Source organism: Streptomyces murinus (assembly GCF_002154555.1).
Lineage (GTDB): Bacteria > Actinomycetota > Actinomycetes > Streptomycetales > Streptomycetaceae > Streptomyces > Streptomyces murinus.
Window position 1 is genome coordinate 1 of sequence record NZ_MUNF01000679.1, and the last position, 15123, is coordinate 15123.

Sequence of the window (15123 nt, forward strand, 5' to 3'; positions counted from 1 at the left end):
ACCACCACCCTCGCCACCCGCCTCGCACAGGGCGGCGACGCGGGTGGCGAGGGTGGTGGTCATGACTGCCGCTCCAGACCGCGGGTGATGATGCCGCGAAGGATCTCGTTGGTGCCGCCGCGCAAGGTGTAGCCGGGACTGTGCAGCAGCGCGTAGGCGAGGTGGTGAGGGTAGGAGCCGGGCGTGGCCCCGGTATCGGCGGTGCGGGGCAGGATGCGCCGTACCTCATGCACGAGTTCGCCCTCCAGCCGCGTCCCCAGGTCCTTGACCAGCGCGGCCCGCACATCGGCGGGGCGACCCGCGTCCAGCGCGTCGGCGACGCCGAGCGAGAGCTGCCGTATCGCGAAGATCCGGGCGAGCAGGGCGCCGAGCCGGGCCTGCTGATCGGGGGTGGCCGCGCCCCGGCGCAGTTCGCGGGTCAGCGAGACCAGCAGCGGGAAGGTGGAGAGGTAACGTTCGGGTCCGCTGCGTTCGAAGGCCAGCTCGCCGGTGACCTGCTTCCAGCCGTCACCCTCCTGCCCGAGCAGCATGCCGTCGGGGACCTCGACGCCGTCGAGGTGGAACCAGTTGAAGGTGTGCTCACCGGTGAGCAGGTGGATCGGCTCGGTGCGTACGCCGGGGGCGCGCAGGTCCACGATGAACTGGCTGAGCCCCTGGTGCCGGTCCTCGTGCTCGCTGGTACGGGCCAGCACGATCGCGTAGTCGTTGACATGCGCGCCGCCGGTCCACTTCTTCGTACCGGTCAGCCGCCAGCCGCCGGGCACCCGCTCGGCGCGGGTGCGTACATTGGCCAGGTCGGAGCCGGCCTCCTGCTCGCTCATGCCGATGGAGAAGAAGCAGCGCCCGGCCGCGATGGCGGGCAGGAACCGCTGTTTCTGCTCCTCGGTGCCATGGGCCAGGATCGAAGGCCCGGCCTGGCGGTCGGCGACCCAGTGCGCGGAGACGGGCGCCCCGGCGGCGAGCAACTCCTCGATCGCGACGACGCGGGCGGCGAATCCGCGCCCGCCGCCCCCGTATCGGGGCGGCAGCGCCATGCCGACCCAGCCGCGCGCGGCGAGCCGGCGGCTGAAGTCCGGGTCCCAGCCGGTCAGCCAGGAGTCGGGGCGGCCGAGCACGGTGCCGCGGGCGCGCTCCTCGGCGAGGAAGTCCCGTACCTCCCCGCGCAGTTTCCGGGTGTCGGTGGTCTCGGTCATGGAACTACTCCTCTTTGAGCAGGGCAGGGTCGAAACCGGCCTCGCGGAGCACCTCGTCGGTGTGCTGGCCGAGGGCGGGGCAGGGGCGCACGGTCGGTACGGGGTCGGCGGAGTAGCGCACCGGGCGGGCGATGGAGCGGTAGCCGCCCTCGGTGGGGTGCTCGGCCTCGGCCAGCAGGCCGCCCTCGCGGGCGTAGGCGGTGGCGACGGCCGACTCCAGACTGTGCACCGGCGAGGCCGGGATGCCGACGCCGTCGCAGAACTCCTGCCATTCGGCACGGGTGTGCGTCACCGTCATCTCGTCCAGCACGGAGTACATCTCGTCGGCGTTGCGGGCCCGCAGCGCGCGGTCAGCGAACCGCGGGTCGGCGGCGAGTTCCGGGCGGCCGGCGAAGGCGCAGAAGTCCCGCCAGTTGCGGTCGCTGTGGGGCAGGACGCACATCCAGCCGTCCGCCGTGCGCTGCGCCCGCCGGGTACGGCTGAGCGACCGCGGCGCGCCGAACTCGCCCTCCATGACCGCCCCGGCCAGATGCTCGACCAGGTTGAAGGCGAGCATGGTGTCGGCCATCGGCACCTCGATGTGCTGACCGCCGCCGCCGTGCTCGCGGTGCAGCAGGGCGGCGAGTACGGACTGGCTGATGTGCAGTCCGCAGACCTTGTCGGCGATCAGGCTGGGCACGAACCGCGGTTCGCCGCTCGCCCGCTCGTTGAGCCACACCAGCCCGGAGACGGCCTGGATGATGTCGTCGTACGCGGCGCGGGTGCCGAGCGCGGAGTCCGAGCGGAAGCCCTGCGCGTTGACGTACACCAGGCCGGGGTTGACGGCCCGCAGCTCCTCGTACCCGAGCCGGAGCCGGTCCAGGGCCTGCGGGCGGACGTTGGTGAGGAACACGTCCGCGGTACGGACCAGGGCCAGCAGCGCGTCGCGGCCGTTCGGCGCCTTGAGGCCGATGCGCACACTGCGCTTGTTGCGGTTGAGATTGAGACCGGCGCCGCCCATCCCCGGGTGACGGGCGGGTGGGTAGTGGCGGGTCATGTCCCCGCCCGGGGGCTCGACCTTGATGATGTCGGCGCCGAGGTCACCGAGCTGCTGGGCGGCGTACGGGACCATGATCACGCTGCCCAACTCGACGACGCGAACCCCGGAAAGCATTCCTTTCACTGCGTTCCCTTCATTCGTTGCGACGCCTTCAAGGGAATCCCGCACCACAAAAAGTGTCCAATACCGGCTGCCCGGGCGGCCGATAGCGAAGCGGATATAGTCGCAGGTCAGATGGGATGTATAGGGGATCGCATATCGCTGTCCGCTGCCCTTGGTATTGGACGTACGCCAATTCCCGCCGCTGTCATGGAAAGATGAACCCGGCCACTACGGAAGGACGAGCGCCATGACCACGAGCGCGACCGAGCCCACGACCGCGTACGACGCGCTGCAAGACCTCTACCGCCAGCTCGGCATCACCGGTGAGGAGACCGGCGGGAAGGTGACCGTCACCGGCGCCGATCCGCTGACCCCCTCCGTGCACCGCATCGGCGAAGCCTGCGCCGCCGCCCTCGCGGCGCTCGGTACCGAGGCAGCCGCGCTGTGGCGGGAGCGGGGCGGGGACCGGCAGGACGTCACGGTCTCCGTCGAGTCCGCGATCCACCAGCTGATGGCGGTCTTCCTCACCCGGGCGAGCGGGGTGCCGGTGAGCGAGCTGATCGAGGACCCCAACCTGCTGGGCAACAGCGACTTCTACCGCGCCGGCGACGGCCGCTCCATCTATGTGCTGGTCTCCTACCCGGAGTTGCGCGACATCGCCTGCGAGGTGCTGAACTGCCCGCCCGGCCGGCAGCGCATGGCGGACGCGATCGCGCACTGGGACGCCTTCGAGCTGGAGGAGGCGATCTGCTCGCGCGGCGGCACCGCGGTCGCCGTACGCACCCGGCAGGAGTGGCGGGCCCACCCGCAGGGCCGGCTGCTGGACGGCCGGCCGCTGATCCACCTGGAGAAGATGGGCGAGAGCGCGCCCGAGCCCTACCCGGCCATCGGGGAACTGTCGTCGGCCCTGCCGCTGACCGGACTGCGGATGCTGGACAACTCCCATGTCATCGCGGGCCCGATCGCCGCACGGATCTCCGCCGAGCTGGGCGCCGACGTGCTGCACGTCTCCTCGCCCACGCATCCCGACCCCAACGGGATGATCATCGAGACCGGCATCGGCAAACGCGCCGCCTTCTGCGACCTCCTCGACCCCGCGCAGGCCGCGGCCTTCCGGCGGGTGCTCGCCGGAGCGGACGTATATGTCAGCAACTACCTCAACCTGGACACCAAGGGCTTTGGACCCGAGGCCCTGGTCGAACAGCGGCCCGGTCTGGTGGTGCTGGACTACCATGGCTGGGGCACGACCGGCCCCTGGTCCCGGCGTGGCGGTTTCGACCAGCTCGCCTGCACGGCCACCGGGTTCGCCGCCGAGGAAGGCTCCTTCGACGGCCCGAGGCTGCCGCCGACCTACCTGCTCAACGACTACCTCGCGGCGATCCTCGGTACGGCCGGAGCGATCGAGGCGCTGCGCCGCCGGGCCCGTGAGGGGGGCAGCTGGCGGGTGCACATCGACCTGGCGAAGGTGTGCATGTGGGTGCAGGACCTGGGACTGTTCCCGCGCGCCGACGTCGCCGCGCTCCCCGCCCCCGACCCCACCCGCGCCGCGGGCGAACTGGCCACCGTGCACGGCCCGTTCGGCGAGGTCAGGTACCTGCCCACCCGCATCGCGTACTCGACCCTGCGCCCGCGCCTCGACCGTTCCGCCGAACCGCTCGGCGCCTCCCCCCTGGCCTGGTGACTCGCCAACTCACCGCCCCGTGCGGGGCGTTCGCGTCGCCAGGACTTCGGCTCGGTCGTGGTCGTGGTCGTGCCGCTTCGGGTCGGCGTCAGTTCGCGCCGCTCTCCAGGTCCCGCTTGAGATTGCGCAGCGTCGCGCGGATGTTGCGGGCCTGGAAGGCGGCGAAGGTGTGTCCCGCGGTGGCGATCCGGTCGAAGGTGCCGGCCACGAAGGCGGGCCAGGCGCGCCGGTCGTCCGTCCAGGTCTCGGTGACCCGCGTGCCGCCGTCGGCGGGTTCGAAACGGTACTCCCAGCTGGCGATCGGGCCACGCAGGCGCGGTTTTCCGATGCCGATGGCGTGCACACGGAAGGCGAAGCGGCGGCCGGGCTCGGCCGCCGTGACCGTGCACCGGGTCACCCAGCGGAACCGGCCGCGCTTGTTCCGCCCGATGAACGTGGTTCCCAGCTCTGCCGGTGCGTGCCCCGTCCCCTCCGTGGTGCCGAGGTTCTCCGGACTCCAGCGGCCCATCTCACCGGGGCGGCATATGGCCTGGTAGGCCACCTCGGGCGGTACGTCGATATGAATGCTGTCGCTCACCGTGAACACGCGGGCCATGGGACACCTTTCCTCGACACGTCGGCACCTGGGAGTTACCGGCCGGTAAGGATTGTGGCATGCCGACCTCGCCGTGCGACCGGATCGGTGCGTGCAAGGGCGCCTTCAGCGGGCGGCGGCCGCGTCACCGGTGTAGGTGGGCGCCGTGGGGACCGCCGACGAGTCGGCCGGGCCCCGCGAGGCGAGGCGCGTGAAGGTACGGCGGTAGGCGGTGGGGGTGGTGTCCAGCGTGCGCCGGAAATGCAGCCGGAGATTGGCCGCCGTGCCCAGTCCGCAGTCCCGCGCCACCTGGTCCACCGACCGGTCCGTGGATTCCAGCAGTTCCCGTGCCCTGCCGAGCCGGGCGCCGAGCAGCCACTGCAACGGGGTCGTGCCCGTCTCCTCGGTGAACCGGCGCATGAAGGTGCGCTGCGAGAGGCCCGCGTGCCGGGCGAGCACGCGCAGTGTGAGCGGCTCGCCGAGCCGGTGCAAAGCCCAGCCGCGGGTGGCGGAGAGCGATGCCTCACCCGCCACCGCGACGGGAGCCGGCACGTACTGGGCCTGCCCGCCGTCCCGGTGCGGGGCGGCGACCAGACCGCGGGCGATCTGGTTGGCCACTTCCGCGCCTAGGTCGCGGCGGACGATGTGCAGGCACAGGTCGATGCCGCAGCACACCCCGGCCGAGGTGAGCACATCGCCCTCGTCGACGTAGAGCACATCACGGTCGACCAGGACGGCCGGGAAGTCCCGCTCGAAGTCGTCGATGTGCTTCCAGTGGGTCGTGGCGTGCAGCCCGTCCAGTACGCCCGCCGCGGCCAGCGCGAAGGCGCCCGTGCAGATCGACACCACGCGCCTGCCCCGGTCGCGGGCCTCGGCCAGCGTGTCGAGCACGGCGTCCGGCAGCGAGGCGATCGGTTCGAATCCCGGCACGATCACGGTGTCGGCGGTGCGCACCCGCTCAAGGCCCCCGTCGGCGACGAGGGCGAAACCCGCGGTGGTCCGCACCTTCTCGTCCAGCGCGCACAGGGTCATCTCGTAGGTGGTCTCCGGCCGGGCGGTGAAGATCTGCGTCGGGATCGCCAGGTCGAGCGGGGTGACCCCGTCCAGCGCCAGAACCGCTATGTGATGCACTGTCATGGCAAGATTCTAACGAAGCATGGAAATTTTGCCGCTCGCCAGGTCACAGCCGTCGCGGCCAGGCTGAAGGCATGACCGGACCTACCTACGAGGCGACCGCCGACCCGATCGCGTTGCCCGGCACGCCACTTGCCGACGCCGTCATCGGTCTCATCCGATCGGTGGAGACGCCGTCCGTCTTCCACCACAGCATCCGCAGCTACCTGTTCGCCCGGCTGCTCGCCGGCCGGCGCGGCCTGGCAGCCGACCGCGACTACGACGACGACCTGTTGTTCGCCGCGTGCACGATGCACGACCTCGGCGTGGCGTCGGACGGGCCGCACACCCAGCGGTTCGAGGTGGAAGGCGCCGACCGGGCCGCCGCGTTCCTTATCGACCACGCGGTCCCCGAGGCCGACGCCGACCAGGTCTGGGAGGCCATCGCCCTGCACACCTCCCCGGGCATCGCGGAACGCCGCGGCACGCTCTGCGTGCTCGTTCGCGAGGGCGTGGCCCTCGACTTCGACGACCCGGTGGACGCCGGCCACCTCGGCGTCGTCACCGACGAGCAGGCCGAAGCCGTGCATACCGCCTATCCACGGCTGGACATGGTCCGTTCCCTCACCGACGCGATCGTCGCGCAGGCGGCCAAGTCCCCGAAGAACGCGCCCCGTCACACGGTCCCCGGCGAATTGCTCCGTGAACGCGAGACCTACGGCCGGACCCGCCTGGAGCACGCCTACCGCTCGTCCCGCTGGGGCAGTTGACCCCACCCGCTCCACGAACCATCGGCAACGACAAGACGAAGACAGAGAGAAGGACACACCGCAATGCCCGTCCGCACCATCGAGGTCCCCGAGGACAACCCGGTCTTCGGGGAGACCACCAGCGCCTTCGCGGGCTTCGGCTATTCCGCCGCGGTCCGCGCACACGGCCTCTTGTTCATCGCCGGAACGATCGGTCGCCGCGCCGACGGAACCATCCCGGACACCATCGAGGAGCAGACCGAGATCGCCCTGCGGAAGATCGAGGAGATCCTCCGGCTGGAGAACCTCGACATGTCCGCCCTCGTCGACGTCACCAGCTACCACGTCGACATCCGTGACCATCTGCCCGGCTTCGTCGAGGCCAAGCGGCGGCTCGTCGAAGAGCCGTACCCGACCTGGACGATCATCGGGGTGAGCGGCCTCGCCAGCCCGGGACTCCTCGTCGAGATCCGCGCGACCGCCGCCTACCCCGACGCACCTCGCCGGACCGCGCACTAACCGACCCGCCGGCCGGGACCGGCTGTCGGTCCCGGCCGGCGCACGCTCCAGGCGGCCCCTACAGCCGCTGGGAGAAACCGCACCACCTGGCCACATAGGCGAGCTTGCCGTTCTTGTCGGCCACGCGCACCCATTCGTTGCTGCGCAACCCGCTGCTTCCGTCGGCGTATTTGCAGGTGTAGGTACCGCCCTTCACCGACGCGCCGCAGTCCGACTTCTGGTACCAGCACCAGGCGCCCTTGCTGCAGCTGGACAGGTGGCCGACGATCTTGCCGCCGGCGCTCGCGGAGTTGCGGATGTTGAGAGAGCAGTTGTTGCCGGGGTTGGGCGTCATGTACCAGTGGGTCGCGGCCTGGCGCGTGGGACGGGACTCGCTCGCCGCGGCCGTACCGACAAGTCCGAGTCCCATGAGTGCGGCGGCGGATGCCACACAGACAACTCGCCGGACACGACTTTTCCGAACCATGTTTCCCCCATGTGCATGGAAGGTGATTCCGGTGCGTTTACCAGGATTTCCGCGACCTGACGCACAGTCAACGACTTTCTCTTGGTCTGCGAATCCTGTCCGGTTCGCGTTCGCTCACAAGAGGGATGCGGACCGCCGGGCCGGTGCCTCCGCGGGGAAACACTGACATTCGCCGCTGCCCCTGGCCGCCGCCGTCAGCGGACGGTGGCCTCGGCCCTCGTCTCCGGCTCGGCGGAGAGGATCATGCGGTCCGGTACGTGTCCGGTGTCCCGGCGGGCCACGAGCCAGTAGAGGACGGCCGGGACCAGCAGGCCCACGATCCAGGAGATGTCCGTACCGCCGAGCGGAGCGACCAGCGGGCCGGTGTAGAAACTGGTGGCCAGGAAGGGGAGTTGGGCCAGCAGCCCGATGCCGTAGACGACGAGGGCGCCGATGCGCCAGGCGCCGTAGCGGCCGTGCGGGTCGCTCAGCGCGGGCAGGTCGTAACGCTCCTTGGCGATCAGGTAGTAGTCCACCAGGTTGATCGCGGACCAGGGGGTGAACGCCGTGAGCAGGAAGAGCAGGAAGTCCTTGAACGAGGTCAGGAAGCTGTCCTTGCCGACCAGGGCGATCGCGGTTCCCGCGACCATGATTCCGGCGATGTAGAGGGCGCGGACGCGCGGGGAGACGGTGCGCTGCTCGCGGAAGCCGCCGATGCCGGTCACCAACGACATGAAACCGCCGTAGGTGTTGAGCACGTTGACCGTCAACTTGCCGAGGGCGATGACGAAGTACAGGAACGAGGCGATCAGGCCGGCACCGCCCAGACCGACGACGTAACCGACCTGGTTGTCGAGGAAGGCGCCGCCGGCCGTGGCCGCCACGAGGACGCCGAAGGTCATGGACCACTGGGATCCCAGGGCCGAGCCGCCGAGGGTCCACCAGAAGGTGGCGCGGGGAGAGGTGTCACGGGGCAGATAGCGCGAGTAGTCGGCGACGTACGGACCGAAGGCCAGCTGCCAGGACGCCGAGAGGGAGACGGCGAGGAGGAACAGCGGCAGGCGGAAGGAGTGGTCGGCCAGGAGGGTGGTCAGGTCGGCGCGCTCCAGCAGGCGGATCCCGAGGTAGACGAAGGCGAGCGCGCACACGATGCTGGCCAGTCGGCCCAGGGTATGGATGAGCCGGTAGCCGACAACCGTGGTGACCGCTGTGACCAGGGCGAAGATCACGATGCCGGTGGTGTCGCCGAGGTGCGTGAGCTCACCGACGGCCTCGCCGGCCAGCACGCTGCCGCTGGCGAAGAAGCCGACGTACATGACGATGACCAGAACCAGGGGGACGACGGCGCCCCGGACGCCGAACTGGGCCCTGCTGGAGATCATCTGCGGAAGCCCGAGCCGGGGCCCCTGGGCGGAGTGCAGGGCCATGACCGCGCCGCCGAGCAGATTGCCGAGCAGCAGGCCGATGAGCGACCAGAGGACGCCCCCGCCGAAGACGACGGCGAGCGCCCCGGTCACGACCGCGGTGATCTGGAGGTTGGCCCCCAGCCAGAGCGTGAACTGGCTGAACGCGCTGCCGTGCCGTTCGGCGTCGGGAACCACGTCGATCGAGCGTTGTTCGACCATGCCTGCCATAAGGATGCCCTCTTCCGTGGATACACCACCGGCTGAATGCGTCCATGCAGGATGTGTTCGAATGAATGAAAGGTCAATACTCTGGCCGAAATTAAGTGTGCGGGCCATCGAAATCGGGATGGGCGAGGCGGCGGTCGGGACCCTCCGGGGCGCCGGAGCGCGGTGACGCGCGGCCCACCCCACACCCCCCAGGCGTTTCCTGGTTCACTGGTGCGTCCCGGCAGCGACACGGAAGGCCCAGCTCCCGCCATGGTGTATCGGCGTACGGAACGCACGAAGCGGCACGCCCGGACGAAGGAAGAGGCCTTCGTGCGTGCCGCTCACGAGTTGGTGGCCCGGGAGGGCTTCGCCGGGGCGAAGGTGGCCGCGGTGGCCGGCGCGTGCGGGGTGAGCGCGGGCTCGCTCTACTCGTACTTCGGCAGCAGGGACGAGCTGCTGGCACAGGTCTTCCGGCGGGCCGCGGGACGCGAACTGGCCGCCGTACGCGCCGCGGTGGACACCGCGCCCGCGCACCCCGAGGCCCGGCTCAAGGCGTTCGCCGACACATTCACGGGGCGTGCCCTGCGTGGCCGGCGGCTGGCGTGGTCCCTGCTGTTCGAGCCGGTCTCGCCGGTGGTGGAACGCGAACGCCTGGTGTACCGGCGGGAGTACGCCCAGCTGTGCGAGGGCGTCATCCGGGAGGGCGTCGCGGCCGGCCTGTTCGCCCCCCAGAACGCGGCGGTCTCGGCCGGCGCCGTCATCGGCGCCATCTCCGAGGCGCTGGTGGGCAGGCTCTCGCCGGAGGTCTCGCAGAAGGCTGAGGTGCCGGACGAGCAACTGGTCGCCGACATCCGCGACTTCTGCCTCCGCGCCCTCGGTCGCGCACCGTCCTGACGGTCCCGTGTTCCGGAGGGCGGGAGTCCCATTGCCTCGCCTCCGTACCTTTCGTAACATCAATTGAACGAGCATTCAGAGCTTGAACTGCGACGGGGACCCCATGCGGCACAGTGAACAAGTGGCGATGATCGAGCGTCTTCTCGCGCTGCGCGAGACGCGCCGCGACGAGAAGATGCTCGACGAGGTCGTCACGATTCCGGTCAGCAAGTACACCGACGAGGCGCTCCTGGAGCGGGAGATCGCCTCGGCCTTCTCCCGCTACCCGCTGATCGCCGGGCACGCCTCGGCACTCGGCGAACCCGGGGCCTATCTCACCAGCGACTGGGACCAGTTCCCCTATGTCGTCGTCAGGGGCGAGGACGGCCGGGTCCGCGCCTTCTACAACCAGTGCCGCCACCGCGGGGCTCGCCTCGCCGACCAGCCGACGGGAGTGGTGCAGAACTTCATCTGCCCCTTCCACGGCTGGGTCTACGGGCTCGACGGCGCCCTGAAGGGCATCACCCGGGCCCATGACTTCCCCGGCGTCAAGACCTGCGACTACGGCCTGGTGGAACTGCCGGCCGCGGAGTCGGGCGGCCTGATCTGGGTCGGCCGTACGCCGGGGGAGACGCTCGACATCCCCGGCTTCCTCGGGACGTTCCACGATGACCTGGTGAACTTCGACGTGGCCTCGCTGGTGCGGTACAAGAAGACCAAGGTGGTCAAGGAGGCCAACTGGAAGCTGCTGATCAAGACGTATCTGGAGGGCTACCACGTCCCGTATCTGCACCGGGACACCCTCGCCTTCGCCTTCAAGAAGGGGGTGATCGCACACGATGAGGACGGTCCGCACATCCGGCTGTCCGCGGCGCGCACCAACATCGTCGAGACGGCCCTGAAGCCGCAGGAGGAGTGGCGGATCCTGGACTACGCCTCGGTGTACTACACGCTCTTCCCCAACACCTTCTTCATCCTGCATCCCGACTACGTGTCCATCAACACCTTCTGGCCGCTGGCGGCGAACCGCACGATATGGACCCACGAGATGCTCTACCGCGACGGTGACTTCGCCGGGTCCGCGGGACAGAGCGCGCTGGCCAAGCGCTTCGAGTTCACCAATGACACGGTCTTCGACCAGGAGGACTTCGCCATCGCCGAGGACGTGCAGCGGCATCTGCCCCACGGAGGCAGCGACCACCACGTCCTGGGCCTCGCGGAGGGCCTGCTCGCCATGTTCCAGCAGAACATCGACGAGCGGCTCACCGACCCCGACACGGACACCCCCACCACACCCCGAGTATCAGGACGGCACTCATGACCATGGACCACGCCGGTTTCGCACAGAGCATCTTCAAGGCCCAGCCGTTCAGCATGTTCCTGGGCGCCGAACTCACCGCCGCCGGGCCCGACTCGGCCGAGATCCGCGTGACCAACCGGCCCGAGATCCAGCAGCAGCACGGCTTCGTGCACGGGGGAGTGCTCAGCTACCTGGCCGACAATGCGCTGACCTTCGCGGGCGGACTCGCCCTCGGCGGTGACGCGCTCACCGCCGAATACAAGATCAACTACGTGCGGCCGGCCGTGGGCGAGTACGTCGTCGCACGCGCCGAGGCGACCGTCACCACCCGGCGTCAGGCCGTGTGCCAGTGCTCGGTCTACGTCGTCTCGGAGCAGGGGGAGGAGCGCCTGGTCGCCGTGGCGCAGGGGACGATCGTACGGGCGGGCAAGCAAGAGGACTGAGACACCGCGGGGCCGGTCGACGACCGGCGGCCGACCGGCCCTTGGCGCCAGAATTGTCAGGGGCCGGTCCGCACCTGCTCGCGCAGTACGTGCTTCTGCACCTTGCCGGAGGGCGTGCGCGGCAGCGACGGGACCACCACCAGATCGCGGGGGATCTTGTACTTGGCCAGCCTGGTGGAGAGGAAGCCGCGCAACTGCTCCAGCGTCACCGCCGAGTCGGCCTCGACCACGGCGACGACGGTCTCGCCCCAGTCCGGATGCGTGCGCCCGATGATGGCGGCGTCCCGGATCGCCGGATGCTGGAGGATCGCCTCCTCCACCTCGGGCGCGTAGACGTTCTCCCCGCCGGTGATGACGACGTCCTTGATCCGGCCGACGACGAACAGGTAACCGTCCTCGTCCACCCGCGCGAGATCCCCGGACCGGTACCAGTCGCCCGCGAAGGCGCGCTCGGTCGCCTCCGGGTCGTCGAGATAGCCCAGCATGCGGGTCCCCGAGCGCAGCCACAGCTCCCCGGTCTCGCCGGCCCCGGCGTCCACGCCGTCGTCCCTGACCACGCGGATGTCCACGCCCGGCATACCGCCCGCCCCGATCGACCCCGCCTTGGCGAGCTGCTCATGTGGGCGGAGCACGGAGCCCACCGGCCCCATCTCGCTCATGCCGTACACCTGGCAGAAGCGGTCCGGGCCGTACGCCGCCTCCAGCGTCCGCACCGTCTCGGCGCCCAGCGACGCCCCGCCGTAGGCCCACAGCCGCACGCTCGACAGATCGAAGCCGGACAGGTCGACCCCGGCCGCGGGCAGGGCCTTCAGCGGGGCGAGGTAGGCGATGGGGGCACCGAAGAAGGCGGTGACTTGGTGCTTTCGCACGGCCTCCAGGAAGGCGAGCGGCTGGTACTCCTTCAGCAGCACGACGGTGCCGCCCAGGTAGATCATCGACAGGAACCAGTTGTTCAGGGGAGAGGCGTGCCAGATGGGCATGGCCAGCAGGAACCGGTCCTCGCGGCGCAGCCCCGCGGCGGCCGTGGTGTACGCGGGCACGGCGGACAGCCCGCGGTGCGAGTGCAGGCAGCCCTTGGGCGCGCCGGTCGTCCCGGAGGTGTACAGCACCTGCGCGACGGCCTCGGGACCGACCTCCACTCCCTCCCATTCCGGTGCTCCGGCGACCAGCCTGTCGAACTCTCCGCCGCCGGTGTCGTCCGTGCTGAGAACATCGACCTCGGGGGCGCCCTCGCACATCCGCCCGGACAGTTCCTCCGCGACGACGGCGACGCGCAGCTTCGAATGCCGTGCGACATACGCCAGTTCGGGTGCGGTCAACTTGTGATTGACCGGTACCAGCGCCGCCCCGGCCCGCCAGATCCCGAACGCCGCGACGGCGAAGGCGGGGGTGTTGTACGTCATCACCCCCACGCGATCGCCCGGCCGCACCCCGCGCTCCCGCAGCACGGCGGCGGCCCGCTTCGAGGCCGCGAGCAACTCGGTGTACGTCATCGACCCCAGATCGGAGACGAGGGCCGGCTTCTCGCCGCAGCTGCGGGCCGACGCCTCCAGCATCCATGTCAGGTTCACCGCAGGGTCCTCCGTGTTCCGGTGGGACTGCCGTGCCGGGGGATCCCGTCGGCACGGCAAGAATTGAATCATCGTTCAATACCCCCGCGGAAGCTTCAACTCCCTTTACCCGGAGGGATTCCCGCGTCAGGGCGCGACGCCGAGTGGGGTGGCGGGTCCAGTCACCGGGACACCGACGACGGGGTCAGCGCTCCTCGCGCAGCCCCCACGGAGTCCCGTACTCGATCAGCAGGTCGAGGAAGGGCCGGGCCGGGAACGCCTCGGGGCCGAGAACGCCGCTGCCCCGCCAGGCACCGCTCGCGATCAGTTCGAGGGCGATCACCGGGTTGACGGCCGTCTGCCAGACCACGGCCTGGGAGCCGTACTCGCGCATCGACCACTCGTTGTCGACCACGTGGTACAGGTACACCTCGCGCGCGGCGCCGTCCTTCGTGCCCCTGACCCAGGTGCCCGCGCAGGTCTTGCCCGTCATCCGCTCACCCAGCGTGGCCGGGTCGGGCAGACAGGCGGCGACCACATCGCGCGGGGAGACCTCGACCGGTCCGTCCGCGCCGGGGACGGTGACCTTCGCCGTGGAGTCGAGCCCCAGCGCGTGGAGGGTCTTGAGCTTGGCGATGAAGTCGTCGCCCAGACCGTACTTGAACGTCACCCGGCGCGCGTCCACCCAGCGGGGCATCAGCAGCACCTCCTCGTGCTCGACGTTCACGCACTCCACGGGGCCGATGCCCTCGGGGAAGTCGAAGACCTCCGGCTCGCTGAACGGCGGCGTGGTGAACCAGCCCCGGTCCTTCTCGTAGACCACGGGCGGGTTGAGGCACTCCTCGATGGTCGTCCAGATGCTGAAGGAAGGTGCGAAGTCATAGCCCTCGACGGTGAGATTCGCGCCGTCGCGGACCCCTAGCTCCTCGATCTCGTCGAAGAGCTCGTCGGCGGCGTAGCGGGCGAAGACGTCCGACAGACCCGGCTCCACTCCCATCCCGACCAGGGCGAGACGGTCGGCGTCCGCCCATTCCCCGGCGCGGGCGAACTGCTCGTCGCCGAGTTTCACCCCGCACCGCTCGTACGGGGCCCTCGGGTGCGGCACGGACAGCGACATCGCCATGTCCAGGTAGTGCGCGCCCGCGGCGAGCGCGGCGTCGAACAGCGGCATCACGAAGCGCGGGTCCGTCGCGTTGAGCAGTAGATCGCAGCGTTCCGTGACGAGGAGACTCCGTACCGCTTCCACGTCGGAGGCGTCCAGACGGTACGGGCTGAAGCGGCCGTCGGGATCGTCGAGCGCGGCGACGGCCGCCTCGGCACGGGCGAGGTCGTAGTCGGCGACGATCATGTGGGTCAGGAAGCCGCGACGGGCCGCGATACGGGTGACGGCGGTTCCGACACCGCCCGCACCGACGAGAAGTACGCGCATGTCACACACCCTTCGTTGAGAGGGCCCCCCGGGCGGGGCCCCGGGAGGTGACCCGATGAAACACGAGGCGGCTTGTTAAGGTCTACGGCGTTGGCATAAGGAGCGCGAGGCGGTGACGCGGGTGCCCAAGAAGGTGGTTCCGGAGGCGGAACGGCGCAGGCGGCGGCCGACCCGGCAGGGCACCGTCCTGTCGGAGCGGCTGATCGTGCGGACGGCCCTGCGGATGCTGCACGAGCACGGCGCCGCCGGGCTGACCGCCCGCCGCCTGGGCGCCGCTCTGGGTGCCGACCCGAGCACGCTGTACCGCTACTTCGCCGGCCTGGACGGACTGACCCGGGCGATCGGCGAGGAGCTGATGGGCCGGGCCCTGGACAGCTGGACACCGACCGGGACGTGGCGCGCCGACCTACGGGCCCTCGGCCTGGCCATCCACGCCTCGTACCTCGCCCATCCCCACGCCGCGCTGCTCACCGCCAGCCGCGTCACCGGCCGGCCCCGCG

15 protein-coding genes are annotated in these 15123 nt (G+C 70.2%); 7 read left to right on the forward strand and 8 right to left on the reverse strand.

What is annotated here, in order from left to right; genetic code table 11:
- Positions 1-59 precede the first annotated feature (59 nt).
- Positions 60-1193, reverse strand: a complete 1134-nt coding sequence (locus CCN72_RS32915) for an acyl-CoA dehydrogenase family protein (RefSeq protein WP_086811889.1) — start codon at positions 1191-1193, stop codon at positions 60-62.
- A gap of 4 nt (positions 1194-1197) precedes the next feature.
- Positions 1198-2346, reverse strand: a complete 1149-nt coding sequence (locus CCN72_RS32920; RefSeq protein WP_086811891.1) for a CaiB/BaiF CoA transferase family protein — start codon at positions 2344-2346, stop codon at positions 1198-1200.
- Positions 2347-2581: 235 nt separating this feature from the next.
- On the opposite strand from CCN72_RS32920, the gene CCN72_RS32925 reads away from it, so the two are divergent.
- On the forward strand, positions 2582-4015 hold the full coding sequence (locus CCN72_RS32925) for a CoA transferase (RefSeq protein ID WP_086811892.1): 1434 nt from the start codon (positions 2582-2584) through the stop codon (positions 4013-4015).
- Between the two features lie 88 nt (positions 4016-4103).
- On the opposite strand, the gene CCN72_RS32930 is transcribed toward CCN72_RS32925, so the two are convergent.
- The gene (locus CCN72_RS32930) at positions 4104-4610 is read right to left on the reverse strand and encodes an SRPBCC family protein (protein WP_086811894.1); all 507 of its coding nucleotides are present in this window, start codon (positions 4608-4610) and stop codon (positions 4104-4106) included.
- Positions 4611-4715: 105 nt separating this feature from the next.
- On the reverse strand, positions 4716-5726 hold the full coding sequence (locus tag CCN72_RS32935) for a GlxA family transcriptional regulator (RefSeq protein WP_086811895.1): 1011 nt from the start codon (positions 5724-5726) through the stop codon (positions 4716-4718).
- Between the two features lie 71 nt (positions 5727-5797).
- Between CCN72_RS32935 and CCN72_RS32940 the strand changes: the two genes are divergently transcribed.
- A complete protein-coding gene (locus tag CCN72_RS32940) occupies positions 5798-6472 on the forward strand; it encodes an HD domain-containing protein (protein WP_086811899.1) in 675 nt (224 codons plus the stop codon).
- A 63-nt stretch (positions 6473-6535) separates the two neighbouring features.
- Positions 6536-6970, forward strand: a complete 435-nt coding sequence (locus CCN72_RS32945) for a RidA family protein (protein WP_086811901.1) — start codon at positions 6536-6538, stop codon at positions 6968-6970.
- Positions 6971-7028: 58 nt separating this feature from the next.
- Here the strand turns inward: CCN72_RS32945 and CCN72_RS32950 are convergent, their stop codons facing one another.
- Positions 7029-7304 carry a hypothetical protein gene (locus CCN72_RS32950; RefSeq protein ID WP_208638167.1) on the reverse strand — a complete coding sequence of 92 codons (276 nt, stop codon included), beginning with the start codon at positions 7302-7304 and terminating at the stop codon, positions 7029-7031.
- Positions 7305-7630: 326 nt separating this feature from the next.
- Positions 7631-9049: a purine-cytosine permease family protein gene (locus CCN72_RS32955; protein WP_086811905.1), complete on the reverse strand. Its 1419-nt coding sequence runs from the start codon at positions 9047-9049 to the stop codon at positions 7631-7633.
- A 309-nt stretch (positions 9050-9358) separates the two neighbouring features.
- Here CCN72_RS32955 and CCN72_RS32960 point away from each other — a divergent pair, with 309 nt between their 5' ends.
- The 3 genes from CCN72_RS32960 (at position 9359) to CCN72_RS32970 (ending at position 11644) form a co-directional block, all read left to right on the forward strand.
- Positions 9359-9922 (forward strand): TetR/AcrR family transcriptional regulator, encoded by a 564-nt coding sequence (locus tag CCN72_RS32960; protein ID WP_208638168.1) that lies wholly within the window; start codon positions 9359-9361, stop codon positions 9920-9922.
- 127 nt (positions 9923-10049) lie between these two features.
- Entirely contained in the window at positions 10050-11222 is a 1173-nt protein-coding gene (locus CCN72_RS32965; protein ID WP_208638169.1) for an aromatic ring-hydroxylating oxygenase subunit alpha, read from the forward strand.
- Positions 11219-11644, forward strand: a complete 426-nt coding sequence (locus CCN72_RS32970; RefSeq protein ID WP_037664198.1) for a PaaI family thioesterase — start codon at positions 11219-11221, stop codon at positions 11642-11644. The genes CCN72_RS32965 and CCN72_RS32970 overlap by 4 nt, the downstream gene beginning before the upstream one ends.
- A gap of 56 nt (positions 11645-11700) precedes the next feature.
- Here CCN72_RS32970 and CCN72_RS32975 read toward each other — a convergent pair whose 3' ends face one another.
- On the reverse strand, positions 11701-13215 hold the full coding sequence (locus CCN72_RS32975; RefSeq protein WP_086811910.1) for a class I adenylate-forming enzyme family protein: 1515 nt from the start codon (positions 13213-13215) through the stop codon (positions 11701-11703).
- Positions 13216-13399: 184 nt separating this feature from the next.
- Complete coding sequence (locus CCN72_RS32980; RefSeq protein WP_086811912.1) at positions 13400-14623, reverse strand: saccharopine dehydrogenase family protein; 1224 nt, start codon at positions 14621-14623, stop codon at positions 13400-13402.
- 121 nt (positions 14624-14744) lie between these two features.
- Here CCN72_RS32980 and CCN72_RS32985 point away from each other — a divergent pair.
- Positions 14745-15123: TetR/AcrR family transcriptional regulator (locus CCN72_RS32985; protein ID WP_143664279.1), on the forward strand; the 379-nt coding region annotated here is incomplete at its 3' end.

What these genes read in the sequence shown, in the direction of transcription:
- CCN72_RS32970 (WP_037664198.1), top strand. Translation starts at nt 11,219, where the DNA reads ATGACCATGGACCACGCCGGTTTCGCACAGAGCATCTTCAAGGCCCAG.
- CCN72_RS32930 (WP_086811894.1), bottom strand. Translation starts at nt 4,610, where the DNA reads ATGGCCCGCGTGTTCACGGTGAGCGACAGCATTCATATCGACGTACCG.
- CCN72_RS32955 (WP_086811905.1), bottom strand. Translation starts at nt 9,049, where the DNA reads ATGGCAGGCATGGTCGAACAACGCTCGATCGACGTGGTTCCCGACGCC.
- CCN72_RS32980 (WP_086811912.1), bottom strand. Translation starts at nt 14,623, where the DNA reads ATGCGCGTACTTCTCGTCGGTGCGGGCGGTGTCGGAACCGCCGTCACC.
- CCN72_RS32945 (WP_086811901.1), top strand. Translation starts at nt 6,536, where the DNA reads ATGCCCGTCCGCACCATCGAGGTCCCCGAGGACAACCCGGTCTTCGGG.
- CCN72_RS32915 (WP_086811889.1), bottom strand. Translation starts at nt 1,193, where the DNA reads ATGACCGAGACCACCGACACCCGGAAACTGCGCGGGGAGGTACGGGAC.
- CCN72_RS32950 (WP_208638167.1), bottom strand. Translation starts at nt 7,304, where the DNA reads ATGACGCCCAACCCCGGCAACAACTGCTCTCTCAACATCCGCAACTCC.
- CCN72_RS32920 (WP_086811891.1), bottom strand. Translation starts at nt 2,346, where the DNA reads ATGCTTTCCGGGGTTCGCGTCGTCGAGTTGGGCAGCGTGATCATGGTC.
- CCN72_RS32940 (WP_086811899.1), top strand. Translation starts at nt 5,798, where the DNA reads ATGACCGGACCTACCTACGAGGCGACCGCCGACCCGATCGCGTTGCCC.
- CCN72_RS32925 (WP_086811892.1), top strand. Translation starts at nt 2,582, where the DNA reads ATGACCACGAGCGCGACCGAGCCCACGACCGCGTACGACGCGCTGCAA.
- CCN72_RS32935 (WP_086811895.1), bottom strand. Translation starts at nt 5,726, where the DNA reads ATGACAGTGCATCACATAGCGGTTCTGGCGCTGGACGGGGTCACCCCG.
- CCN72_RS32965 (WP_208638169.1), top strand. Translation starts at nt 10,050, where the DNA reads ATGATCGAGCGTCTTCTCGCGCTGCGCGAGACGCGCCGCGACGAGAAG.